The organism is Pseudoalteromonas sp. CST2 (assembly GCF_028599385.1).
In the GTDB taxonomy this organism is placed as follows: domain Bacteria; phylum Pseudomonadota; class Gammaproteobacteria; order Enterobacterales; family Alteromonadaceae; genus Pseudoalteromonas; species Pseudoalteromonas atlantica.
On sequence record NZ_JAQREO010000006.1, the window covers coordinates 1 to 25,582 of the forward strand.

The following is a 25,582-nucleotide window of genomic DNA, read 5'->3' on the forward strand; positions in this document are numbered from 1 at the left end:
TTTGCTTGGTAACCATAGCGTTTTGGACCCACCTGACCCCATGCCGAACTCAGTAGTGAAACGAAACAGCGCCGATGATAGTGTAGCATTTGCTATGTGAAAGTAGGACATTGCCAGGCTCCAAATAAGAGAAACCCGTTACAGCGATGTAACGGGTTTTTTGTTGTCTGGGATTTAATAAATAGCCGAACTCAGTTGAAAAACGAAACAGCTCGAGGGCGAGCCCTACGAAAGGCCGACCCGACACAATGATAATGTAGCATTTGCTATGTGACTCTCTACCGCTGTGGGCACTACGACATCACCAAACTTCAAATACAAGAAAGCTCGACTCGAAAGAGCCGGGCTTTTTTACGTCCGCAGAAAAGTGAAATACATGTCTTTACGTAATATCACCACCTCCGTAGCGTGGGTTGAGTATCACGAAACCCGCGGATAAGGCTCGGCTCACCAATCACAACCCATTTAACATATAGCTAAGTAGCTATTTGTTTCTGTTTTAAGCTTTAAGATAAACAATATTTATTCAACATAGCTAGATTACAAATATAATTTTGCTTTGTTACTGGCTTTGATTTAGGATCAAAATAGTTTAAAACCAAGAACTAATAGCCAGTGTATAGATTATTAATTAGTGCCATATCATTTATATTTTGTTTCTCTGTGTCGGCAGTTGAAGTAACTGATCTGTATCAAGATATATTAAAAGTCGATGATAAAAGTCGAGACACGCGTTTAGCCGCTAGCCGCAAAGCATTACTCAATGTATTAGTAAAGGTAAGCGGGGATGAATCTGCTGATCAAAATAGGCTTGCTCAACAACGCACCAAAAACATTTCAGATTACATGCTCAAGTTTGAATACGACGAAAAAGCGAATGGACAGCTTAATCTAGTTGTTAAATTTGAAGCGCGTAAAATAAATGAATTAATTAAAGAATTAAATTTACCTCTTTGGGGCGTCCAGCGCCCATTAGTTGCTATTTGGTTAGGTATTGAAGATAACTGGCGTAGAGAACTTGTTACGCAAGAAAGCTATCCTCAGTTAGAGCAGCTTATATATGACAAAGCCGGTCGACGTGGTTTACCCGTTGTAGTGCCGCTATTAGATTTACAAGACAGACGTTTGGTTGGCATTCCTGAAGTATGGGGTAATTTTTCAGAGCCTGTGGAAGAGGCGTCGCGCCGTTATAGTGCAGAGCGAAGCATTACAGCAAGAATGTATCAAGAGCCCGACAGCGAAACCTGGATTTTAGACTGGCGTTTTACTAATGACGACTTATTCGATTCAAACCGTCTTGAAGGTGATAAACAACAAATAGTAGGCCAGATGATAGACAGCTTAGCGTTGGGATTAGCCAATGAATACGCTATCGACCCTAACGCGTATTATGAACAGGCAGCGGCTACGCTTACCTTAAAAGGCACTCAAAGCTTTGTCGATATTGAACTTGCAAAGCGTCGTCTACAAAGTTTGAGTGTAGTGACGCAAGCAACAATAATGCGCAAAACCCCAGAATTTGTTGAGTTTAAGCTTAACCACACCGGCAGTGTAGGCGATCTTAAAAAAGGCCTTGGTCTTGATAGTGCCTTTAGAGATTATGTTGACCCTCGCGCATTTTACCATGTTGTAGACAAAAACAGTCTTGAGTATCAGTGGGTCGGTGAGTAATGCTAAGTGCTGAGCCAATGCAAATGGCACTACCAGTCACCTTACCTGACGATGAAACATTTGCATCTTATTTTGGTGGGGAAGACTCTTTAGAGGTAAACCACCTTAAAGCGAGCTTCTCAAAGCTTGCCAACAAATTTCAGTACACTTATTTGTGCGGCTTAGGCGATTCTGGTAAATCTCACTTATTGTACGCAACCTGTATACAAGCCCAAGAGCGTGGCTTGTCAAACATGCTGTTGTCTATGCGTGAAGTTATCGACTTTGGCCCTATGGTGTTAGATGGTTTAGAAGCACTTGATGTATTATGTATTGATGATGTGCACTTAGTCGCTGGTAATGACGCATGGGAAAAAGCCCTTTTTAACTTTTTTAATCGCTTTAACGAGCCCGGAAAAATGTTAGTGGTTACGGCCGATTTGCTCCCTGACATGCTTAATATCAGCTTGCCCGACTTAGAGTCTCGGCTAAAGTGGGGAACCACCTTTCAAATTCGATCAATGAGTGATGATGATAAAGCACAAGCACTGGTTAAGCGAGCGCATATGCGTGGGCTTGAACTAAGCGATGAATGCGCGCGCTTTTTATTGACTCGCTTGAGTCGTGATATGCGTGCTTTATTAGACGTATTAGACAAATTAGATCATGCATCAATGGCCGCACAACGAAAATTAACAATTCCCTTCATAAAATCAACGTTAAAGCTGTAGTAGGTCTAGAATCTAGACCCTGCTTTCAGTTATCATTAGTCAACAAAATTGTAATCACCTTCTGTGAAAGATCAGGTATCGAATGAACTTAGAAAATATTTTAGCGCAAGCACTTGAGGCAGTTGCCAGTGCCAGTGAAATCGCGCAACTAGAAGAGATCAGGGTTAATTACCTTGGTAAAAAAGGCGAAATCACAAGCTTACTTAAAACACTGGGTAAAATTGCTCCTGAAGAACGCAAAGAAGCAGGCCAAGTAATTAACCAAGCTAAGCAAGATGTACAAGCAGCCATTAACGAAAAGCGTGAGCTTTTAGCAAGTAAAGCGCTTGAAGAAAAGCTAGCAGCTGAAACAATTGATGTAACTTTACCAGGGCGCGTAATGCCTACGGGTGGCCTTCATCCGGTAACACGCACAATCGAGCGTATAGAAAGCTTTTTTGGCGAGCTAGGTTTTGAAGTTAAATCAGGCCCAGAAGTAGAAGATGATTTTCATAACTTTGATGCGCTAAATATTCCTGAGCATCACCCAGCGCGTGCTGATCACGATACCTTTTATTTTAATCCTAAGTTAGTACTGCGTACCCAAACAAGTGGTGTGCAAATTCGTACTATGGAAACAGAGCAACCGCCACTGCGAATTATTTCGCCAGGTCGAGTATATCGTAACGACTACGACCAAACGCATACTCCGATGTTTCATCAGGTAGAAGGTTTAATGGTTGATACTGATGTAAGCTTCACAGAGCTTAAGGGTATTTTACACGACTTCTTACGTAACTTTTTTGAAGAAGACATGGAAATTCGTTTCCGTCCTTCATTCTTCCCATTTACAGAGCCTTCAGCTGAAGTAGATGTTATGGGTAAAGACGGTAAATGGCTTGAAGTATTAGGTTGTGGCATGGTTCACCCTAACGTACTTAAGTCAGTAGGTATTGACCCAGAAAAATACACCGGTTTTGCTTTTGGTATGGGCGTAGAGCGCTTAACCATGCTGCGCTATGGCGTAAATGACTTACGTGCATTTTTTGAAAATGACTTAAAATTCCTAAACCAGTTCCGTTAAGAGTGAAAATATAAAATGAAATTTAGTGAAAAGTGGTTAAGAGAGTGGGTAAATCCTGCTATTGATACGCAAGCTCTTTCGGAACAGCTTTCTATGGCTGGCCTTGAGGTTGATGCAGTTGAGAGCGCGGCAGCGGATTTTAACGGCGTAGTGGTTGGTGAAGTTGTGGAATGCGCACAGCACCCAGATGCAGATAAACTTCGCGTTACTAAAATCAATGTAGGTGGCGATGAGCTACTTGATATTGTGTGTGGCGCGCCAAACTGTCGCCAAGGCATTAAAGTAGCTGTTGCAACAGTGGGCGCTGTTTTACCGGGTGACTTTAAAATTAAAAAAGCCAAATTACGCGGTCAGCCATCACACGGTATGCTGTGTGCCTTTGTTGAGCTAGGTATTAGCGAAGAAGGCGACGGCATCATGGAATTGCCAAGCGATGCGCCAATTGGTACAGACCTGCGCGAATACTTAGGCCTTGATGACAACATAATTGATGTTGACTTAACGCCAAACCGTGGTGATTGCTTGGGTATAAAAGGCCTTGCACGCGAAGTAGGTGTATTAAACAGCGTTGATGTAAACGAGCTACAAATTCCAGCAGTTAGCGGCACTATTGACGATGAAGTATCTATCGAGCTTGTTAATTCTGACGCGTGTCCGCGTTACTTAGGGCGTGTAATCAAAGGCATTAGCCTTGATGCAGAAACACCGCTTTGGATGGTTGAAAAGCTTCGCCGTAGTGGGATTCGCTCAATTGACCCTGTTGTTGATGTTACTAACTATGTATTACTAGAACTTGGCCACCCAATGCATGCATTTGATTTAAATGCAATTGAAGGCGGCATTAAGGTTCGCAGCGCCAATGCAGGCGAAGAGTTAGTATTGCTTGATGGCAATACTGCAAAACTGAACGAATCAACACTTGTGATAGCCGATCATAATAAAGCACTTGCAATTGCCGGTATTTTTGGCGGTGAGCAATCAGGTGTAACAGAAAAAACGTCTGATATTTTATTAGAAAGCGCGTTTTTTAACCCAGTCGCAATTGCAGGTCAAGCCCGTAGTTACGGCTTACATACCGATGCATCACACCGCTATGAGCGTGGCGTAGATTTTACCCTGCAACACGATGCAATGGAACGCGCAACCGCTTTATTACTTGATATTGTTGGCGGCGAAGCAGGCCCTGTTGTAGAAGCTGTGGCTGCTGATAAACTGCCAAAGGTGACAGAAGTACGCCTACGTCGTGCGCGTTTAGACCGAGTAATTGGTCATCATATTGACGATGCGAAAGTGACTGATATTCTGACTCGTTTAGGGTTAGACGTTAAGTTTGAAAACGACAGCTGGAGCGCTGATATTCCAAGCTACCGCTTTGATATTCGTATTGAAGAAGACTTAATTGAAGAAGTTGCTCGTGTTTATGGTTACAACAGTATTCCAAATGTTGCGCCAACCGCAAAGTTAAAAATGACTACACATGACGAGTCAACAATTGCGCTAAGTAAGTTTCGCAATACGTTAGTGACACGTGGCTACCAAGAAGCAATTACGTACAGCTTTGTAGACCCTAAAGCACAAGCTATTATACACCCACAAAGTAATCCGCTTATACTGCCGCACCCAATTTCAATTGAAATGTCGGCTATGCGTGTAAGCTTAATGCCAGGGCTTTTAGCATCGGTTGCGTATAATCAAAACCGTCAACAACCACGTATTCGTTTATTTGAGCATGGTCTTAAATTTATCAGCGACGACAGCGCAGAAAATGGCCTGCAGCAAGTCCCTGTCATTGGCGGTGTGATCACTGGCCTTGCACGCGGCGAGCATTGGGTTGAGCAAAAACGCAACGTTGATTTTTACGACTTAAAAGGTGATGTTGAAGCCTTATTAGCAATCACCAACGATACAAGCCGTTTTGAAATTAAAGCAGAACAGTCAGACGGTTTACACCCAGGCCAATCAGCAGTTATTTATGTTGAAGGTAAAAAGGTAGGATTTTTTGGTGCTCTTCATCCTCAAGTGCAAAAATCGTTAGATATCAATAACGCAACTTTTGTATTTGAAATAGAAATGTCTGCAATAGAAAAAAGAAATTTACCGCAAGCTGTAGGGGTTTCAAAATTCCCTTCAAATCGCCGCGACATCGCGATTTTAGTGGCTGACAGCGTTAATTCAGGTGATATTTTAAGCTCAATAGAAAAAGTTGGCGGAAATCAATTGGTTGACCTAAACTTATTCGATGTGTATAAGGGCAAAGGTATTGAGCCAAATTATAAGAGTTTGGCGATTGCTCTAACACTGCAGGCGGTTGATAGAACACTCGAAGAGAAAGATATCAATCTGGTAGTTGATAACGTGGTGGCCACATTGGCCGAAAAGTTTAATGCATCGTTGAGGGACTAGATATGGCGCTTACTAAAGCCGACATAGCTGAACACCTATTTGAAAAGCTCGGGATCAATAAAAAAGATGCCAAAGATTTAGTTGAAGCGTTTTTTGAAGAAATCCGCTCAGCGCTTGAAAAAGGCGAGCAGGTTAAGCTCTCTGGATTTGGTAACTTTGATCTTCGTGATAAAAAAGAAAGACCAGGCCGTAACCCGAAAACAGGAGAAGACATTCCTATTTCGGCGCGCCGCGTGGTGACCTTTAGACCAGGTCAAAAGCTTAAAACCCGTGTAGAAGTGGGCACAAGCAAAGCAAAATAAAAAAGGGCAGCGTAAGCTGCCTTTTTTATTTAAGAAAACCATCTGGCATCATGTTTTAAAACACATTAAATGCCAGGGGTTTTGCTTACCTAAAATTCTCGCGGCGATACAAACTCACCGTTTTGTATTTGTTCATACGTTTGTTGAGCAAGGGCATCGAGCGCATCTAAATTTTTACCATCGCTCATCAGTTGGTGCTCAATGGGTAGTAAATCTATATTCTCAATGCCAGCGCTTTGCGCCACTTTCGAAAAAATGTAAGCGTGCTTATATTTATCATGTTTATAAAACAAGCTGATTAACGAGGTATACACTTCAGGGTTTGGCTGTTGACCTTGTTTATTTAGCTCAAGCGTTTTATATAGCAAATCAATTGTTTTTTCATCGTCAAACTTAATGTAATAAGAGGCTAGATAAAACTGCATTTCTGCACTATTGGTTACGCTTTCATCATTTTCCATTGCAAGTAAACGAGTCAGCGCACTTTGCTCATTGTTACGTGACCAATGATAGTAAAGCAAACCTGGGTGGTTAGTGTTTTTTGTGTCTTGATAAAGTCGGGTCATCTCTTTAATGCTAGTAAGCTGACCTTCAATACGCGATGTTGTTTTAGACTTTAGTTTAATATGTTCTATTTTTGCGGCTAAAGTAATACATTGATTATACGACTCAAATCCCTTAAGCAATTGGTATTTGTTTTCATCTGTGGGTTTTTTATATTCTATATAGCGTTTTAAAATAACCTCTGAGCGCTCATTTTTACAATGGCTATCTTTATTTAAATCACTACAAAAGCCAGGTGTTTCTTTACATACCTGAGCGAGAGTCAGTGGTTCTTCGCATCCTGTTAACGCTAGCATTGTTAGTATTGCGCTTGCTCTTAAAACCATCCCTTAACCTCAAATGAATATATACATTACTATTCTAGCGCAATCATTTGTGCGCTAACAGTAGAGAATAACTTTAGATTAACTTAGAATAGCCCTGCCTGAAGTGCATTACTCTCAAAATCTAATGCATTTTTAAAGGCTATCCGTTCAAAATGATTAAATTAGGTAAATAAAATGACCTCATCTCACGAATTAGAATATACAAATAGTTGGCAAGAACGCCAAGATTACGCTGAAAGCATGCAACCTATCATTGGTAAGCTTTATCGTAACCGTGGCATAGAAATCGCTGTATATGGCCGTCCTCTCGTTAATGCCAGTACTATCGATATTATCAAATCACACAAAACTGTAGCGCAATTTGAAGGCACTAAATTACGTTTACGCGAAAGCTTTCCGTTTTTAGAAGCCATTAGTAAAATGGAGCTAAACTCAGCACGTATTGATATTGGTAAACTTGCTTATAGCTATTTGTACAGCGATGCTGCTAATGGCCGCACAGTTGATGAATTTGTTAAAGGCGAATTAGCCGAAATTGCAGACTCACCAGCCAAAGAGCCGCGTGATGTTGTATTGTATGGCTTTGGTCGTATAGGGCGTTTGTTAGCACGTTTACTAATCGAAAAATCAGGCCCTTATGCCGACTTACGTTTACGCGCAATTGTGGTACGTGGCGGTAAAGAAGGCGACCTTGAGAAACGTGCAAGCTTACTGCGTCGCGATTCAATTCATGGTCCATTTAATGGCTCAATCACAATTGACACGCAGCGTAATGCAATTAAAGCGAATGGCAGCTACATCCAAGTGATTTATGCTAACTCGCCAAGTGAAGTTGATTACACCGCTTACGGTATCGAAAATGCACTCGTAGTTGATAACACTGGTATTTGGAAAGACGAAGCAGGCCTTGGTCAGCACTTAGAGTCTAAAGGGGCTGCAAAAGTACTATTAACAGCACCGGCTAAAGGCAACATTAAAAACATTGTTTATGGTGTAAATAACCAAGACATTAAGGCTGAAGATAAAATCGTGTGTGCAGCAAGCTGTACCACCAATGCGATTACGCCAACCCTTAAAGCATTAAACGATAAGTTTGGTATTAATAACGGCCACGTAGAAACCGTACACTCATACACAAACGATCAAAACCTTATTGATAACTACCACAAAGCAGAGCGTCGTGGACGTGCTGCTGCACTTAATATGGTAATTACCGAAACAGGCGCAGCTAAAGCGGTATCTAAAGCGCTTCCTGAGCTTGAAGGTAAGCTAACAGGTAATGCGATTCGTGTGCCTACACCTAATGTGTCGCTTGCTATATTAAACTTAAACCTTAATAGCAGCACCTCTGTTGAAGAGCTAAATGCGTTTTTACGCGAAACAGCACTGCATTCAGAACTGCGTGACCAAATTGATTACACCGCATCAACCGAAATCGTATCTACCGATTTAGTCGGTAGCCGCTACGCAGGTGTTGTAGACTCGCAAGCAACAATTGTTGAAGGTAACCGCGTTGTTTTATACGTATGGTACGACAATGAATTTGGCTACAGCTGCCAAGTAGTTCGTTGTATGCGTGATATGGCTGAAGTTGCTTTCCCAAGCTTACCTCGCTAATTTAAACGCAATTATACTAAGCCAGCTTTTTTGCTGGCTTTTTTAGTCGCGTTATATTTTTAAAGTGTACCCTGTGTGGTAGGCTTTAATTATTGAAATGCTTATTTGATTTCATTCAATAATGCATTTTACTATTTAACCTGCAATCTGCTTGGGATAGCTTAATCATCCACAGTACAGGTTTTAAATAGTGTCAGTTCTGCACTTTTAGGCCGCTCTTTTTTGTAATTTAGTGACCCAAAAATAGAGTCAATTTAATCCAAAATATCAACGTGCCTAACAAAGCAGATAAACTTATTCTACCTTAAGGTTTTTTCATGAAAATCAGCAGCAATTTTGATAGTGGTAACATAAAGGTTATCGAAGCCAACGATCCGTTAAATATTCAATTAGAGATAAACAACGATCACCAGTCTGAATTTTACCAGTGGTTTCACTTTCGCCTAGAAACAACGCCTTATCAACTGCATAAGTTAAACATTAATAATTTAGAAAACTCTGCCTACCCAGATGGATGGGAAGGCTACCAAGCTGTTGCCTCATACGACCGTCAAACATGGTTCCGTGTGCCTTCAAATTACGAAAATGGCACGCTTACCTTTGAACTAGAGCCTGAATGCCCCAGTGTATATTTTGCTTACTTTGCGCCATATAGCTACGACCGTCATTTAGATTTATTAGCTTGGGCGCAAAGCGAAGAGCTTTGCCAATTACAAACATTAGGTGAAACACTTGATGGCCGTGATATGAGCGTGCTTAAAATTGGTCAGCCTAGTGAAGATAAAAAAACAATCTGGATCACAGCGCGCCAACACCCAGGCGAAACTATGGCAGAATGGTTTGTAGAAGGGCTATTACACAAACTACTAGATGATGAAGACCCGCATGCCGCTGCTCTTTTATCAAAAGCTGTATTTTATGTAGTACCAAACATGAACCCAGATGGCAGCGTACGTGGTCACCTTCGTACTAACGCAAAAGGCGTTAACTTAAACCGTGAATGGCAAACGCCTAGCATGGAAAATAGCCCAGAAGTGTATTTAGTATTGAATAAAATGCGCGAAACTGGCCTCGATATGCATTTAGATATACACGGTGATGAAGCTATTCCTTATAACTTTGTGGCGGGCAGTGAAGGTATTCCAAGCTACGATGACCGCTTAAAAGACTTAGAAGATAGCTTTAAAGCAGCGCTGCTTACTATAACGCCAGAGTTTCAAGATGAGCACGGTTACGATAAAGACGAGCCGGGCAAAGCTAATTTAACAGTTGGCTCATCTGCAACGGCAGAAGAGTTTAAAGCACTTACTTACACAATTGAGATGCCTTTTAAAGACAATAACGACTTACCAGACCCAGATTACGGCTGGTCAGACCGCCGCTCGTATCAATTTGGTCAAGATACTTTAGCGGCAATCGTAAATGTCGTTGATAAATTAAGATAAATTAGTATAAGGTAAGGGCAACATTAAAATGTTGCCCTTTTTTATTACAAAATTAACAAATAATAAAAGTGCGCAATAGCTTAGTTATCGTATTACCTAGCTCTGAGTAAGTAATAAACAATCAACAGTCTCAAATAAAATAATAAGAGGTATTTAGCGTGGATGCATTCGGACAACTTTTAGATAGCCTAGATGGCATGTTAGGGGGCGCAGTTTGGTTTCCCTACGTGCTGCTAGGAGTCGGTCTATTTTTTACTATTTATTTAAAGTTCCCACAAATTCGTTATTTCAAACATGCGTGTAAAGTAGTTACAGGCAAATTTGATAAAAAAGGCACCGAGGGTGACACAACTCATTTTCAAGCACTGGCTACTGCGCTCTCTGGTACGGTAGGTACAGGTAACATTGGTGGGGTAGCCTTGGCTATTTCTATTGGTGGCCCCGCGGCATTATTTTGGATGTGGATGACGGCATTTTTTGGTATGACCACCAAATTTGTAGAAGTTACGCTTTCGCATAAATACCGCGAAAAAACCCAAGATGGCACCATGGCGGGTGGCCCTATGTATTACATGGATAAACGCCTAAACATGAAGTGGCTTGCTATTTTGTTTGCTGTTGCCACTGTAATTAGCTCTTTTGGTACGGGCAGTTTGCCACAAATTAACAACATAGCGCAGGGTATGGAAGCCACATTTGGTTTTGCACCTATGGCAACCGGTGCTGTGTTATCTATTTTACTTGCGTTGGTTATTTTAGGTGGTATTCGTCGTATTGCTGCTATTACATCACGTGTTGTGCCCATTATGGCCGTGATTTATATCATAGGTGCGTTAGGTGTTATTTTTTATAACATTGAAAACATCGGCCCTTCATTTGCGTCAATATTTGTTGATGCATTTACAGGCTCTGCTGCAGCCGGTGGCTTTTTAGGTGCCTCTTTTGCGTATGCATTTAACAGAGGTGTAAACCGTGGCTTGTTCTCAAATGAGGCCGGTCAAGGTTCTGCACCCATTGCCCACGCATCGGCAAAAGCTGATGAACCTGTGTCTGAAGGAATGGTTTCAATTTTAGAGCCGTTTATCGATACCATTATTATTTGTACATTAACAGGCTTAGTTATTTTATCGTCGGGTGTGTGGAATGAAAAATTCGAAACACATTTTGAACGATCGTCAATGAGCATTATTAAAGGTGACTACTCAGAAACCAACGAAGCGCAGCGCCAAGAGCTATACAATTACCTAAACGGTAACGATAGCAAGGTAGAGCTATTCAACGGCAACATTGATGTAGTTAATGGCGAGCCAACAAGTAATGGCTTTACCGTATTACATTCACGCTCAATTGGTGAAGACATACGTTTTGGTATTACCGACAAACATAAGTACACAGGTATTGTTGAAGTTAAAAACGGCATGCCAACCGACGACAGCATTAGTTTAATAGGTAAATCGTTAGTGCACTCAGCAGAGCTGACAACCAAAGCGTTTACCCGAGGCTTTTTTGGCGATAGCGGCCAATACATAGTATCGATAGGCTTATTGTTATTCGCATTTTCTACTGCCATTGCGTGGTCGTACTACGGTGACCGTGCCATGATTTACTTACTTGGTAATCGCTCTGTTATGCCGTATCGCGTATTTTATGTTGCTGCGTTCTTTTGGGCTTCGTTTGCCGATACCACTTTAGTATGGAAATTAGCAGCCGTTGCAATTGTCGTTATGACCTTGCCTAACTTATTTGGCATTATGTTATTGCGCAAAGAAATGAAACAATCCGTAGATGACTACTGGGTTAAATTCAAAAAAGACAACGAGCAATAAAACAAGTACAATAAAAGGCGCCGCAAGGCGCTTTTTTTATGCGTAGTATGGAGAGTAGTATGGCGATTATTCATTGCCCCAAATGTGCAAAATCAATTTCAGATAAACATCAGCAGTGTCCGCATTGCAATAGTAACATTGGCGCGCTTAACTCTGAGCAGGTACAACAGCTTCAGCGCGAACAGCGAATTAAAAAACAGCAAATGTTTATGAACCATTCTTTCTTGGCGCTCATACTATTTTTAGGTGGCTTTTTTTGCTTATACTTTTTACAACCCGCAAAAGAAACCCTGCAATGGTACGCGTATACAGTAGCGATTGGTGTTGGCTGTATTTGGTACTTAGTAAACCGCGTTATTTTAGTGACTCTAAAAAAGAAAAGATGACATGAATATTGACAACCTTGTACAAAATATAACCCCAGAATTATTTGAGCGTTTACAGTACGGTGCTTCAACCGGCAAATGGCCCGATGGCACGCCGCTCTCTGATGAGCAAAAGCAACAAACGGTGCAACTTGTTATGCTTTACCAAGCTAAAATAGCGCAATCAAACGAGCAATTTACCATTGGCGCTAATGGCGAAATGATCCAAAAGACAAAAGCACAACTACAAAAAGAATTTAAATCAGAAAACGAAATAGCTAGGTTTAGTGAACATGATCTTTAAACACCTTTTTACACCTAAGTGGAAACACCCAAAGCAGCAAGTTCGTCTAGACGCAATTGAAAAACTTGATGTAGAGCGCGACGCATCAATTTTAAGCACATTAGCGCTGGAAGATAACTCAGCCGAAATACGCCGCAAAGCATTACAAAAAGTAAATAACTTACCACTGTGGTGGAAAGCCTATAAACAAGATCACGCGCTAAAAGATGTAGCCGAAATACAAATTTCAAACGCAGTGTTAAACAACGAAAGCGCACTGAGCACGCAAATTAAAAGTGAGTATATAGACCGTTTTGCACCGGTTAAAACACTAGAAAAACTCGCCTTTGCAGAGAAAGAACTGCAAGTACGCGTTAAACTTTTAAAGCGCTTAGCTAATCCTAAATTAATTGAAAAAGCGTTTAAAGAGGGCAGCGAAGAGCTTCAAAGCCAACTTGTAGAGCTCGTTATAACGCATCAACTTATTAAGCCATTAGTAAAGCACGCTAAAGGCGATGCTAAGCAGCAGCTTGAGCAACACATTGAAAACGAACGCTTAGCGATTGAAATGCCCGCTCAGGTAGAGAGCGCAACACGCGTTATTTTAGCAAAGCTAAATGCCCTGCGAGATAAAAACGATTACGCCATAGTAAACCCACAAGCCGGCGAATTAATGGCGCAGTGGCAAGCACTTGAACTTAAATGGTTAAGCGAAGAGCACGTTAAAGAGCTAGATAAAAAATACATCAGCATTACTGATAAACTCGATGCGCATATTGCTACGTTAAAAGCTCAGCACGAGCAACAACAGCAGCGTTTAGCCGAGCAACAACGCCAATTATTAGCTCTGGCAACACTTGAGGCATTGAGCGAAGAAATAGAAAACGCGTTGCAATTAGGCTTAGAAACCCCAGAGCAAATTCAGCAAGATTGGTTAGAGGCTAAAGTAGCGCAAGCTAAGCAAACGTTAACCGATGCCCAACACGGCGATAACGCACAAACTAATCAAGTTATTACAAAGCTTGAAAAACTATTCAATCAGGTGGCTAAACTACCAGAGCTTAGTAGCGCAATTGCACAGTATAAAATTGCTTTTGAACAGCTTAAAGCAATTGAACCTGCGCAGCAGCTAGCTGATTACGATGATGTTTTAACTCGTTTTAATAACGCATTTAAACAAACTCGTAGCCATTTAAATGTGGTTGATGGGGCATTGCAGCAAAACTTTAAATCGCAATTAAATACGCATAAAAAGCAGTTTTTAGCGCAAATGAGTGAGCTGACAAAACCGCTTGAAAAAAACCAAAGCACAGCCAAACGTAAAGCACGCGATGTAAAACGCCTTATTGAGCAAGGCCGCTTTAATGTTGCTTTTGGTGTATTTAAAGGCTTTGAAGAGTTGTTTGATAAGTTAACACCGCAATTTCAGCAGCCACTAGTAAACTTAAAAGCCGATTTAGAAGCACAACTTGCAGAAGCAAAAGATTGGCAAAAGTACGCAGCCGCGCCAAAACGCGAAGCCTTACTTGAAGAAGTGGCAGGGTTAGTCGACCAACCGTGTGACGACCCACAACAGCGTGCTGAGCAAGTTAAAGCGTTTCGTAAGCGTTGGAACGAGCTTGGCCGTTTAGATACAGAGCAAGAAAAACTACAAGGTGAGCAGTTTGATAGCAACATAGAGCTGTTGTTTGCACCGTGTCGTAGTTACTTTGCCGAGCAAGAAGTGGCGCGCGAAGTGGCAAAAGCCCAGCGTGAAGTACTGATAAACGATATGCAAGCACTAAGTGAGCAAGACACCGCTATTGAAAGCTTTGATTGGAAGCAGTTTGAAAGCCAATACAACCGTTTAAATAAAGCGTGGCGTAGCGTGGGTAAAGTTGACCCTAAAACATACCGCGTATTAAACGAAAGCTTTAAAACACAGCAGCAGAGCGTTCTTGCTATATTAAATGCATACCATAAAGGTAACGCAGCACAAAAAAATGCCTTAGTGGAGCGCGCCTCAGCGCTTTCGCAAAGTGAAGATTTAGCTGCAGCATGCCAAGAGTTAAAGCAATTACAACAGCAATGGCAAAGTATAGGTTTTGCAGGTTTAAAAGCCGAAAATGCGCTGTGGCAAAAGTTTCGCCAATATAACGATGAAACCTTTAGCAAACGTAGCAGTGAGTTTGAGCAGCAAAAGCTGGCTCAAAACGAAACAGATAAACAAGCTGCAATAGAACTGGCTGAGCTAGAAAGTGCCCTTGAGCAAGTAAATCAAAAAGCCCAATTGCATGACCTAGAAACCAAAGTAAAAGGCTACGCACAATATAAATCGCTTGCGTCAAAAGTGGCAGCATTATTAAGTGCTATTGACGAAAAGTTAGCTTTACTAACAAGCCAAGCGCAGCATGCGCAATTTGAAGCGCTGATCACTGCACTTGAAAACAACGATGTAGTGCCAAGCCAATTTCAAGCTCCGTTAGCGACGTCGCTTAGTAGTGAACAACTTATTACAAGAATGGAAATTCTTGCCAATGTAAGCTCGCAAAATGCAGCGCTTAGAATGGCAGAGCAAGTAGCCATGCTTGATGATAAACACCGTGGTGAGCATGCTGATTTAAACTATTATTTAAAGCAGCTATTAGCGCTCAGTAAGGGTTCAGTTGAGCCTGACACACTAGCTAAAATTAAAACTATTTTTACAGCATAATATGTAATTAACTTGTATTAAATACAGGTATTGCATAATAAAAGCCGCTGTTTAAGCGGCTTTTTTATAATTACAACGAGGATAAAGGTTAGCATGAGAATTTTATTACTGTTTTTAACCACACTATTTTTAAGCGCATGTAATTCTACACAAGGCGTGTCTGTTTACTCATTTACCAGCTCAGAAGTAGAAAGTGTGCTAGGTAAACAGTTGCCTAAGTTAAGCGAAAAGGTGAGCTTAATGGGGCTGCCAGTGCAGTTTGATGTAAACGATTTAAGTGTAAATATTGGTCCAGATAACCGTGATGTAGTAGTAATTGGTGCAGACTCAAGTGCAGAAATAAATGCATTTGCACTGAAATACCCAGTACGCTTAAAGCTGCAAATTGAAGGTAGCCCGTTTTACGACAGTGAAAAAAAAGCCGTGTTTTTACGCAATGTTAAACTACTAGATTCAAGTGTGGATGCAGGTGGCTTTAAAGGTAATTTAGCGGCGCTTGATAATGAAGCGATGGAAGTAATTAATGCTTTTTTAGCCCTCAACCCTGTTTATACGTTAAATATGGATGACCCTAAAATGATGCTGCTAAGCAAATTACCCCTTGATATGAAAGTGGTTGAAGGGGCAATTAAATTAGTACCGCGCCTTTAATGTACAGCACACTGCTTGCGATAGTTTTATTACCAAAACGTTTGGTTAATTAGATCGAGCCCAGTAAAATATACGTATTAATTAGCCTGTTTCTCAGGCTAATTAGGTTTTTACAATGGCAGCTTCGCGCAGCATACCTACCTCAAGACTCTCTCGATTTGCAAAGCTTGGCTCCTTAGCCGGTGGTGTTGCAACCAACATGCTTATAGATGGCACTAAAAGTGCGCTCTCGGGTAATGGTTGGAATAATAAAGCTTTACTCTTACAACCTAAAAACATAGAAAAACTAGCTGTTCAGCTTGCACACCTTCGTGGTGCTGCCATGAAACTAGGGCAATTATTGTCTATGGATGCTGGCGAGCTATTAAGTCCTGAACTTACTCAATTACTCGCATTGCTTCGCGCTGATGCAAACCCAATGCCGCACAATCAATTAGTTAAGGTACTTAAAAGTGAATGGGGTGAAGACTGGCTTAATCGTTTTTCGCATATTGAACTTAGGCCATTTGCAGCGGCGTCTATTGGCCAAGTGCACTTAGCTTATCAAGAAAATGGTGAAAAGCTGGCGGTAAAAATTCAATACCCAGGTATAGCGCAAAGTGTACATAGCGATGTAGACAATGTTATTGCACTATTAAACATTGCGCGGTTAATCCCTAAAGAGCTTGATATACAGCCACTAATAAATGAGGCTAAAGCGCAGCTACTTGCCGAGGCTGATTATGAACGCGAAGCACATTACCTTAACAGATACGGTGAGTTGCTAAGCCAGCACGTTAATTTTAAAGTGCCTAAAGTATATGGCGTTCACAACACTAAACGCATTTTGGCAATGGAGTATGTACAAGCAACGCCTATAGAAGCGCTTAGCAATTTACCTAAAGGTGAGCAAAATAACATTGCAACTAGGCTCATAGATTTATTTTTTAAAGAAATGTTTGAGTTTAAGCTAATTCAAACCGACCCTAACTTTGCTAATTTTCATTATCAGACTCAGAGTAAGCAAATTGTGTTATTTGACTTTGGGGCAACCCGAGAGATCTCGAGTAAGTTGAGCAAGGCTTACCTGTCACTATTTATTGCAGGCACTGAAAACAATAGGGCGGGCGTGTTAAGCGCAGCTCGCGAAATAGGTTATTTTAAAGATACCCTACGAGATTCTTACAAAAGCCATGTTATTGATTTGTTTTTAATGGCGTGTGAGCCGCTAAGAACCACTGGCGAGTTTGATTTTAAAAACAGCCCCTTAGCAACGAATATTAAAAATGCAGGGCTAGAGCTAAGCGCACAGTCGCAGCAATGGCATACACCGCCCGTTGATGCGTTGTTTATACATCGTAAGCTAGCTGGGCTTTATTTAATTGCGGCAAAGTTAAATGCAAAAATAGATATTAACGCTTTATTTAAGCCTTATATTAAAGGCCACTTTATTTAACTGTTTAGCGCGTCACTTTATGGCATAATAATCGTGATATTTCGCGAGGATGATGCAATGATAAAACAATTTTTAAATGACCCCAAACTTTTACTTAATGCGGTAGGAGAGGGCATTTACGGCTTTGATTTATCGGGCAATGCGGTGTTTGTTAACCCAGCCGCTGAACGTATGACAGGCTGGAAAGCCCAAGAATTGTTGGGCAAAAAAATACACCAGTATCATCATCACAGCCACGCCGACGGCTCTCCTTATCCAGCCGATGAATGCCAAATATATTGCACCATGTTTGATGGCAAACGCCGCGAGGTTAAAAACGAAGTATTTTGGCGCAAAGACGGCACCTCGTTTGCAGTAGAATACACATCAACCCCTGTTTACAGGCAAGGTGAGTTAATTGGTGCGGTCGCGGTATTTCGCGATATATCGGCGCAGCAGCAAACTCAAAACGAGCTTAAGCAAGCGCTTGAGCAAGTTAAGCATTTGAGTGAGCAGCTGCAAGATGAAAATAACTACCTAATTGCAGAGCTTAACGAAGACTGGCAAGACTCAGGTTTAGTTGGCCAAAGCCATGTTTTTCAAGCTATGTTGGCGCAAATTAAACTTGTTAGCGAAACCGACAGCACAGTATTAATTTTAGGTGAAAATGGAACAGGCAAAGAGCTGGTGGCGCGTAACTTACACCGGTTAAGTAAACGCAGTAATCAAGCTTTTATAAAAGTGAACTGCGCAGCGTTTACGCCAAGCTTGTTAGAGTCTGAATTATTTGGCCACGAGCGCGGTGCGTTTACCGGTGCAAACGAGCGACGTAAAGGCCGCTTTGAACTGGCCGACAAAGGCACACTGTTTTTAGACGAAGTTGCTGAGCTGCCATTAGAAGCGCAAAGTAAATTGCTACGGGTATTACAAGAGCAAGAGTTTGAACGGGTTGGCGGTAGTACTACGCTTAAGGTAAATATTAGAGTATTGGCAGCAACCAATCGCGATTTATGGCAAATGGTGCAAAAAGGCACCTTTCGAATTGATTTATATTACCGCCTTAATGTGTTTCCTATTAAAGTGCCTGCGCTTAAAGAGCGCAAAGAAGACATTCCTTATTTATGCACCAATTTAATTACTCAACTAAATAAACGCTTAGCAAAGCAAATAAAAGGGGTGAGTAAAAAAGCGATTAGCCAACTACAAGCTTATGATTGGCCTGGTAATATTCGCGAGTTACAAAACGTACTAGAGCGCGAAGCTATTTTAACTAAACATACTGTCCTTAAACTGAGTCAGCCATTGCATGGGGATGCAAGCACGGCTGTACATACATCACTTACGCTTGCACAGGCGCAAAAACAGCACATTATTGCGGTGCTTGAATTATCACAGTGGCAAATATCTGGCGATAAAGGCGCTGCTTGCAAATTAGGCCTGCCCGAGAGCACTTTGCGCTCAAAAATGCGCAAACTAGGAATAAGCAAAAATACGTGATATATCGCGGTATTCGTTAAATATCGCGAATGAATTTTATTGCTAATTTATAAATATATTTAATATCAATTACTTAATTAAAGTTTCAGCTTGGTCTGAAAGTTGCAAAAGTAGCATTAATACCGTCACTATTAAGTAGCTACTATGAAGTTTGATATTAAAGAAGAAGATATGATCATCAAGCCCTATAACACACCAGGGCCTATTTATATTCGTGAGCAAAAAGGCTTTTACCAACAAATACGCCGTAACCTTGGTTGGTTACTTATGCTTATGTTTATTGCCATTCCTTGGATTCAATACAAAGGTGAGCAAGCCGTACTACTTGATGTAGCCACGCAAAAGTTTACTATTTTTGGTTTAACCTTACTGCCGCAAGACTTTATGATTTTAGCGCTGCTATTTATGGTAGGCGCGTTTGCTTTGTTTTTTGTCACGAATTGGCTTGGCCGCGTGTGGTGTGGTTATACCTGCCCCCAAACAATCTGGATGTTAATGTTTAGTTGGGTTGAGCAACGTATAGAAGGTACTCGTAATCAACGTATAAAGTTAGATAAATCGCCATGGGGTGCATTAAAGTGGCATAAAAAAATAACCAAACATGCTGCGTGGCTTGTTATATCGCTGCTTACTGCAACGTCGTTTATGGCGTATTTTATACCCGCTAAAAGTTTATACCTTGAAATGTTTACCTTACAGTGGTCGGGCATTACCAGCTTTTGGGTGTTTTTATTTGCATTTTGTACTTATGGAAATGCCGGCTTTTTACGCGAAAAAATGTGTAACGTGGCGTGTCCGTATTCTCGCTTTCAATCGGTGATGTTTGATAAAGATACATTGGTAGTGAGCTACGATGCAAAGCGCGGCGAAAACCGAGGCCCTCGTAAACGCAAAGCTGATCCTAAAGCCCTTAATTTAGGCGACTGCGTTGATTGTAATTTATGTGTAGAGGTATGCCCCGCGGGCATAGATATACGTAATGGCTTGCAATACGAGTGTATAAATTGTGGCTTATGTATAGATGCCTGTGACGACACTATGGATAAATTTGGCTATCAAAAAGGGTTAATTAAATACGCCAGCGAAAAACAGCTAGAAGGTAAAAAAACCAATCCATTTAGGCTTAAATTAGTGGGGTATGGTTTATTAACAGGGGTATTACTTATTTCTATGATTGCGTGGGTATTGCAACGTACGCCAATAGAGGCATCGGTACTGCGCGACAGAAACGCTTTATACCGTGTAAATTATGAAGGTTTGGTAGAAAACCCATACACACTCACTATTATCAATAAAACCCAGCAGCCATTGCACTACGGCGTAGCCATTGAAGGCCTACCTGTGGCCACACTTAGTGCGCCAAGCTCTATTTTGGTATTGCCAGGAGTGATGAAAAAAATTCCGGTTACAGTCACCGCCGATGGCTACGACATAGCAACAAAAGTGACCCCAGTTAGCTTTGTTATTACCGCTGTAGAAAACCCTGATATAGCGATTACTAAAACAAGCCAGTTTTATAAAAACTAGCAATGGCTTGGGCTAAAATTAGCTCACGCCATTATTTAATTGCGATGAAATAAAACGTTTTGCAGCATCTAGGTTATCAAATAAACATTGGTTAAAATCTACATCGCGTTTAGCGTTTTGCATTATTCGCTGCATTTGGCTTATAGCAATAGGAGAGGTGAGGACAAATGCACTTATCAAGCAGTTAGTGTGCTGCATATGTGTGCTTATGGCGACCATTTCTTGCTCTGCATCGGGCGTAGCTGCAAGTACACACGATGAGTCGCTTATGTAACCCCATTGCTTACCTTCAAATTCAGCCACTTTATCAAAAAGGGCGGTTTTAAAGTTGGCCAATAGCTCTAGGTCTAAATTTCCGCTAAATTGGGCAATAATTATATTGCCCTCAACGGATAAAGTTACCTCGGCATGCTTATTTTTATACTTCATCGTAGGTTCCTAATTTAAATTAGTTTATAACTTATACCAATTTGCTTAATTAAGTTAGCTTTCTTGAGGCTAGAAAAACATGTTGATAGCTTGGCAAAAAATTCGCTATTTAGTTGTTCTAGGCAATTGCTCCTGCATTGCTCTACCTTCTGCATCCATGCAGTCGTAAATGAGCATTTTGTAACGAAGGTAGCGACACGTTCAACCCCGCAAAATGATTAAGTATTATCGCACATGGGTATTAAAAGCCACTAAAGTGACTTTAAATAATCTAACGCGCCGGTAATAACAGCAACTTGCGCTTGAGTACACTGCTCATCTGAGGCAGTTGGGCTATCTGGGTATACTTCGGTTGTAGTTACATAAGGGGCATTAGTAAAGCCCATGCATAAGCCCAATTCGCGAGCGGCGTAATTTATAACGCCAAATTGCTCCTGCGGTACACCAATTAATTGATTGTTTTCGTCACTGGGGGCAATGTGCGTTACCTTCTCAACACTATTTAAAATGGCTTTTTGAAAATCAGGTGCTGGTTTTTTGCTATCAGCCACTAAATAAAAACCATCTGGTATGTTCCAGTTGGTGTTAATTTTACCATCGCGCGCCGCCAAAGCGGGTCTAAATTCACTGTTGTCTGTGTCTGTGGTTTCGTGCAGATCAATATGCGCAACTAACTCAGTGTTAAGCGAGGCTACATATTTCATTATAGCTGCAGATTCTTGGGCAGGGCTGTTATCGTAAAAAGAGCGATTTGGATCAATTGCTTCTGGGTTCCAGCGATTTATGGTTTCAAAACCCCACGGGCTAATACAAGGTGCAATAATAAAGTTAAAACGCGTTGTATAAGGTGCAACAGCGCTTTGAGCAAATGCCAGCGCACCCATAACGCCACTTGTTTCGTAGCCGTGCACACCCCCAGTAATTAACACGGTAGGGCGATCACTTTGCCAATTTTTACTTTTAAATAAATAAAGTGCAAAGCTAAGTGGCGAATAATTTAATTCGCCGTACTGCTCTACATCTAAGAACTCATTAGGCTGGGTAATTTTACTTACTACGAGCTGGTTATAATCGCGCTTTTTTTGTTGAAGTTGTAACCATGCTGCTTTATCACTGTCGTTCCATGGTTTATTAGGGGTACCAATTGGGTATAAAGTGTCGCTCATTGTGTGCCTTTAACTTGTCGCTTTATAAAGGCGTTAGCTTATCGCTGCAATTAACAGCCTGCAACTAGAAATGCTCGGTTACACCTGCCGTGTTTTCGTACAAGGTGGCGTTTTCGCGTTTATGTTTTTCAAATAAATACTCACGTAATGCCTCTTTACCACTTTTGATACTGATAATTTTTGCGGCATAGCCTAAATTAGTTTTACGGACTAAATCTATAAGTAGAGTGACTTTTTTCTTATTGGGTAGTTTAAACGTGATATGTTGCGCGTGGGTAAGGCTATAGCGATGATCGCGCGGCTTTAATAGCACGCCACTGCTTGAGAGCGAAAGCACATAAAAGCGCTCGCTTTGTAAATGCAGGTCTGAATAACGCCAGCTTCTGTCTACACCTTCGGTATCAATTACCTCAGGCGCACTCAGTACGGGGTTTAAGTAGCCGTCATCGTTGAGCTTAAACTCAAGCGGAAACCACAACTGATAATGGCCCACCTCAGCTAACATGGTTAATTTAGCGTGAGACAACAAACCTTTTAGTGTATCTGGCAAAGCCGTTTTTAAGCTAAGCTGCGAGTTATCGTTTGTATTGTCCTTGTTACTGCCTACAACAGACGAAATAAAACTTAACTCTTCCTTAGTTAAATCCATATTATTTCTCGTTTAATAAAAGCTTCACATTAAACCAATAGTGCAATTTGTTCAATATTCAAACGTAAAGTTTAAGCAAATTTAAACACCTGTTTAGAGTAAATACTTAAGGCCTGTTGATTGTTTTAGGAGGTGTTTAGCGCAGTTTAAACACCCAATGTACACAGCCTTTGGGCTATTTATAAGGCCTGCTTGTACATGCTTTGGTTAACCAGGCTGCCACTTTTAAGGCGCGGCGCGCCTTGGCGTTTAAACTGTGATAAAATTTATTTTTAATTTTAGTTTATTCAAGGTTTTATGGCGCAGTTTATTGCCACTCCAAGCTGGTTAGGACGTTTTTTTACGCGTATTAGCACCGTTACTATTAAGCAAAGTTCACTCGTTATACATTTTAAAAATAATACTTCACGCGCCTATTTAATTAGCGACTTTACTAATTTTACACAATTTAAAAAAGGCCTGTTTAGCGGGAAAATAACCCTCAATCATAGTACAAAAACGGTAATTAGCTTTTTAAATAAACAGCAGGCTCAAACGCTTAGTGAGCAGCTAAACAGTGTTTTTGCCAATCACCTAGAAGAAAAAGTGAATACAGCAAAAACGCTTGTAAAACGTTATGCAACAAACGAGTATCTTCGCGACTCAAACGTGCCGTTATTAAAATCGGCGGTGTTTTCACTGGCACAGCAGTACGGCGCAATACCTGCACTATGGCAGCAGCATTTATCGGCCATTAATATTAAGTTTTTAACTATTTTAAGTAGCTCACCAACAGTAGCGCATGCCACAGAGCAGCTACGTAAAAGTTATGAGCAAAAAACACTAACGGCAAGAGCCGACTTTTATAATGTGGTTGAATCAAACCCGCTTACACACGAACAACGCCTTGCTGTTATACGCAATAACGACAAAAATTTAGTGCTAGCGGCCGCAGGCACTGGCAAAACCTCAGTAATGGTTGCAAAGGCCCTGGATTTAATTGCCCACGGTGGTGTAAAGCCCGAGCAAATATTGATACTTGCTTATAATAAAAATGCGGCAAACGAATTAAATCAACGCTTTAATTTAAGGGCGCAGCAAGCAAACTTAAACGTTACGCCGCCTACTATTTTAACCTTTCATGCGCTGGGGCTTAAGTTACTGCAAAGCGCTAATAAAACACGTAGCTTATCGCCTTTTGCAAACGATGCTATGGCGCTTAATAAATGGTTTACCCAGTGGCTTAGTAATACCCTAAAAACAGACTCACGTTTTTGTAAAACCTTTGTTGAGACCCTGTATGAACCTACTGATAGCCTCAATACCGAAACTAGAACCGCAACTAAAACCACAATAAAAGCACAAACCTATCAAACCCTATCGGGGCTAAAAGTAAGCAGTTATCAGCTCTTATTAATTGCCAACTGGCTTTACATGTATGGTATTGAACACACTTACCAAAATGATGACACCGCCGATTTTTACTTGCCACAGCACCAGGTTTACTTGGCGCATTTTGTGACAGATAGGCAAGGTAATTCAGTGCAGCACGCGGCTAACTTGCACAATAGCGAGCATATTAAATATGTTCGCGCGCACCATAAAAAACAGGGCCATGCATTGGTACAAACATTTCATTATAACTGGCAAGAAGGTCAGCTTGAGCAGTGTTTAAAAGCACAACTACAAAAACATAAAGTACACATTAACCCCGTAGATAACCACGCAGTGTACGAGCGTTTATCTGCAACAGGGCTGTTAAAGCAAAATATAAATAAATACTTAAACTGCCTAAGCGCAATACGGGGTGAGCAACTATCTAACGCTCAAATAGCAGCGCGAATAGCTAAAAGTGGCATTATAAATCATAAAAGTTATGCAATATTATTGGTGGCAATGCAGCGTGCATACTACGAAAAATTAAAAGAGCAAGATGCTATTGATTTTGACGACATGATTGCAAGCGCAGCTCAGGCGGTTAAATCGGGGGAGGTAAGTGTACCTTGGCGCCATATTTTAGTTGATGAATTTCAAGATATTTCATGCGCACGCATGGCGTTTTTAAATACGTTAATAAAGAGTGGTCCACAACCTTGTTTTACTGCGGTTGGCGATGATTGGCAGGCTATTTATCGGTTTTCAGGCGGTAATTTGGCGCTCACCACGCAGTTTAACGATTTAATAGGCAGTCACTCACTCACGTTATTGCAAAAAACGTTTAGATATAACAACAGTATTAGTGAGGTAGCGGGGCGCTTTGTAATGCAAAACCCTGAACAATATAAAAAGCACATCACCACACATACGCAAGTAAGCACCCCTCAAGTTGTTTTGCTTGACGATTTACACCAAGGTAAAAAGTCAGTAGCACTAAAAGTGCAGCAAACTTTAGCCACAATTAATAAAAATAATAACACAGCCAGTATTGCCGTCTTGAGCCGCTATCGGTTTATGCTTAATGAGGTAGAGCAGCATTTAGCAGGTAACAACTTTGCTAACCCACTGCATTTTTGGACACTGCATGGCTCTAAAGGACTCGAGGCTGATTACTGTATTATTATAGGTTTTGAGCAAGGCAAGTTAGGTTTTCCAAGCAATAACCCTGGCAATTTACTTGTTGAGGCATTATTGCCCGCACAAGATACCTTTAATCATTCAGAGGAGCGACGTTTATTGTACGTAGGGATCACGCGCGCTAAGCATAAAAGCTATTTAATTGCTCCGCCATCTGCGTGTTCTGAATTTATTAGCGAGCTAATAAATGATAATTACCCTATTGATATAGCCTCTAATTTGTTTGTAAAACAGAGTAAGGATAATAAGTAAGGTTAATGATTAAATGTAAGAGTATTGGCTGCGTAAAACGCACATCGCGCTTTTGTAACTAGCAGTCAAACTAGCTTTATACACTAATGCCATGTGTCGCAATCATTGAGACCCACATTTACTATTTAGCCTACCATTACATGCTGTTAAACTTAACGCCTATTTAGATCATTTTTG

Annotated in this window: 20 protein-coding genes and 1 rRNA gene; 17 read left to right on the forward strand and 4 right to left on the reverse strand. The window is 41.0% G+C overall.

Annotation, left to right across the window (positions count from 1 at the left end; genetic code table 11):
- The first annotated feature begins 4 nt into the window (after positions 1 to 4).
- From rrf to ihfA, 6 genes are all read left to right on the forward strand, one after another.
- Positions 5 to 119: ribosomal RNA gene (gene rrf, locus PSH41_RS09830) — 5S ribosomal RNA — on the forward strand.
- 496 nt (positions 120 to 615) lie between these two features.
- Entirely contained in the window at positions 616 to 1,671 is a 1,056-nt protein-coding gene (locus PSH41_RS09835) for a DUF2066 domain-containing protein (RefSeq protein ID WP_055255312.1), read from the forward strand.
- Entirely contained in the window at positions 1,671 to 2,381 is a 711-nt protein-coding gene (gene hda, locus PSH41_RS09840; protein ID WP_198401346.1) for a DnaA regulatory inactivator Hda, read from the forward strand. Before PSH41_RS09835 ends, hda begins: the two co-directional genes overlap by 1 nt.
- A gap of 82 nt (positions 2,382 to 2,463) precedes the next feature.
- On the forward strand, positions 2,464 to 3,444 hold the full coding sequence (pheS, locus tag PSH41_RS09845; protein ID WP_004587232.1) for a phenylalanine--tRNA ligase subunit alpha: 981 nt from the start codon (positions 2,464 to 2,466) through the stop codon (positions 3,442 to 3,444).
- A 15-nt stretch (positions 3,445 to 3,459) separates the two neighbouring features.
- Complete coding sequence (gene pheT, locus PSH41_RS09850) at positions 3,460 to 5,847, forward strand: phenylalanine--tRNA ligase subunit beta (protein ID WP_273589985.1); 2,388 nt, start codon at positions 3,460 to 3,462, stop codon at positions 5,845 to 5,847.
- A 2-nt stretch (positions 5,848 to 5,849) separates the two neighbouring features.
- Positions 5,850 to 6,149: an integration host factor subunit alpha gene (gene ihfA, locus PSH41_RS09855; protein WP_002960690.1), complete on the forward strand. Its 300-nt coding sequence runs from the start codon at positions 5,850 to 5,852 to the stop codon at positions 6,147 to 6,149.
- An 89-nt stretch (positions 6,150 to 6,238) separates the two neighbouring features.
- Here the strand turns inward: ihfA and PSH41_RS09860 are convergent, their stop codons facing one another.
- Positions 6,239 to 7,039, reverse strand: coding sequence for a DUF2989 domain-containing protein (locus PSH41_RS09860; RefSeq protein ID WP_004587234.1), 801 nt, complete (start codon positions 7,037 to 7,039; stop codon positions 6,239 to 6,241).
- Positions 7,040 to 7,213: 174 nt separating this feature from the next.
- Here PSH41_RS09860 and PSH41_RS09865 point away from each other — a divergent pair, with 174 nt between their 5' ends.
- The 10 genes from PSH41_RS09865 to ccoG all read left to right on the forward strand — a co-directional run bounded on the left by PSH41_RS09865 (position 7,214) and on the right by ccoG (position 20,356).
- Positions 7,214 to 8,656: a glyceraldehyde-3-phosphate dehydrogenase gene (locus PSH41_RS09865; RefSeq protein ID WP_273589986.1), complete on the forward strand. Its 1,443-nt coding sequence runs from the start codon at positions 7,214 to 7,216 to the stop codon at positions 8,654 to 8,656.
- A gap of 317 nt (positions 8,657 to 8,973) precedes the next feature.
- Positions 8,974 to 10,101 (forward strand): M14 family metallopeptidase, encoded by a 1,128-nt coding sequence (locus PSH41_RS09870; RefSeq protein ID WP_004587236.1) that lies wholly within the window; start codon positions 8,974 to 8,976, stop codon positions 10,099 to 10,101.
- A 158-nt stretch (positions 10,102 to 10,259) separates the two neighbouring features.
- Positions 10,260 to 11,927 carry an alanine/glycine:cation symporter family protein gene (locus PSH41_RS09875; RefSeq protein WP_004587237.1) on the forward strand — a complete coding sequence of 556 codons (1,668 nt, stop codon included), beginning with the start codon at positions 10,260 to 10,262 and terminating at the stop codon, positions 11,925 to 11,927.
- 59 nt (positions 11,928 to 11,986) lie between these two features.
- The gene (locus tag PSH41_RS09880) at positions 11,987 to 12,313 is read left to right on the forward strand and encodes a hypothetical protein (RefSeq protein WP_004587238.1); all 327 of its coding nucleotides are present in this window, start codon (positions 11,987 to 11,989) and stop codon (positions 12,311 to 12,313) included.
- 1 nt (position 12,314) lies between these two features.
- Positions 12,315 to 12,596, forward strand: a complete 282-nt coding sequence (locus PSH41_RS09885; protein ID WP_004587239.1) for a YeaC family protein — start codon at positions 12,315 to 12,317, stop codon at positions 12,594 to 12,596.
- The gene (locus PSH41_RS09890) at positions 12,586 to 15,267 is read left to right on the forward strand and encodes a DUF349 domain-containing protein (protein ID WP_273589987.1); all 2,682 of its coding nucleotides are present in this window, start codon (positions 12,586 to 12,588) and stop codon (positions 15,265 to 15,267) included. The genes PSH41_RS09885 and PSH41_RS09890 overlap by 11 nt, the downstream gene beginning before the upstream one ends.
- 93 nt (positions 15,268 to 15,360) lie before the next feature.
- Complete coding sequence (locus PSH41_RS09895) at positions 15,361 to 15,918, forward strand: DUF1439 domain-containing protein (RefSeq protein ID WP_273589988.1); 558 nt, start codon at positions 15,361 to 15,363, stop codon at positions 15,916 to 15,918.
- A gap of 115 nt (positions 15,919 to 16,033) precedes the next feature.
- A complete protein-coding gene (locus PSH41_RS09900; protein WP_273589989.1) occupies positions 16,034 to 17,353 on the forward strand; it encodes an ABC1 kinase family protein in 1,320 nt (439 codons plus the stop codon).
- 57 nt (positions 17,354 to 17,410) lie between these two features.
- Positions 17,411 to 18,829, forward strand: a complete 1,419-nt coding sequence (locus PSH41_RS09905; protein WP_273589990.1) for a sigma-54 interaction domain-containing protein — start codon at positions 17,411 to 17,413, stop codon at positions 18,827 to 18,829.
- Between the two features lie 144 nt (positions 18,830 to 18,973).
- Positions 18,974 to 20,356 (forward strand): cytochrome c oxidase accessory protein CcoG, encoded by a 1,383-nt coding sequence (gene ccoG / locus PSH41_RS09910; RefSeq protein WP_273589991.1) that lies wholly within the window; start codon positions 18,974 to 18,976, stop codon positions 20,354 to 20,356.
- A gap of 18 nt (positions 20,357 to 20,374) precedes the next feature.
- Here the strand turns inward: ccoG and PSH41_RS09915 are convergent, their stop codons facing one another.
- From PSH41_RS09915 to PSH41_RS09925, 3 genes are all read right to left on the reverse strand, one after another.
- Positions 20,375 to 20,785 (reverse strand): hypothetical protein, encoded by a 411-nt coding sequence (locus PSH41_RS09915; RefSeq protein WP_064386531.1) that lies wholly within the window; start codon positions 20,783 to 20,785, stop codon positions 20,375 to 20,377.
- Positions 20,786 to 21,036: 251 nt separating this feature from the next.
- On the reverse strand, positions 21,037 to 21,951 hold the full coding sequence (locus PSH41_RS09920; protein WP_273589992.1) for a M14 family metallopeptidase: 915 nt from the start codon (positions 21,949 to 21,951) through the stop codon (positions 21,037 to 21,039).
- Between the two features lie 64 nt (positions 21,952 to 22,015).
- Positions 22,016 to 22,600 carry a hypothetical protein gene (locus PSH41_RS09925; RefSeq protein WP_096041935.1) on the reverse strand — a complete coding sequence of 195 codons (585 nt, stop codon included), beginning with the start codon at positions 22,598 to 22,600 and terminating at the stop codon, positions 22,016 to 22,018.
- 297 nt (positions 22,601 to 22,897) lie between these two features.
- Here PSH41_RS09925 and PSH41_RS09930 point away from each other — a divergent pair, with 297 nt between their 5' ends.
- Entirely contained in the window at positions 22,898 to 25,405 is a 2,508-nt protein-coding gene (locus PSH41_RS09930; protein WP_273589993.1) for a UvrD-helicase domain-containing protein, read from the forward strand.
- The last annotated feature ends 177 nt before the right edge of the window (positions 25,406 to 25,582 follow it).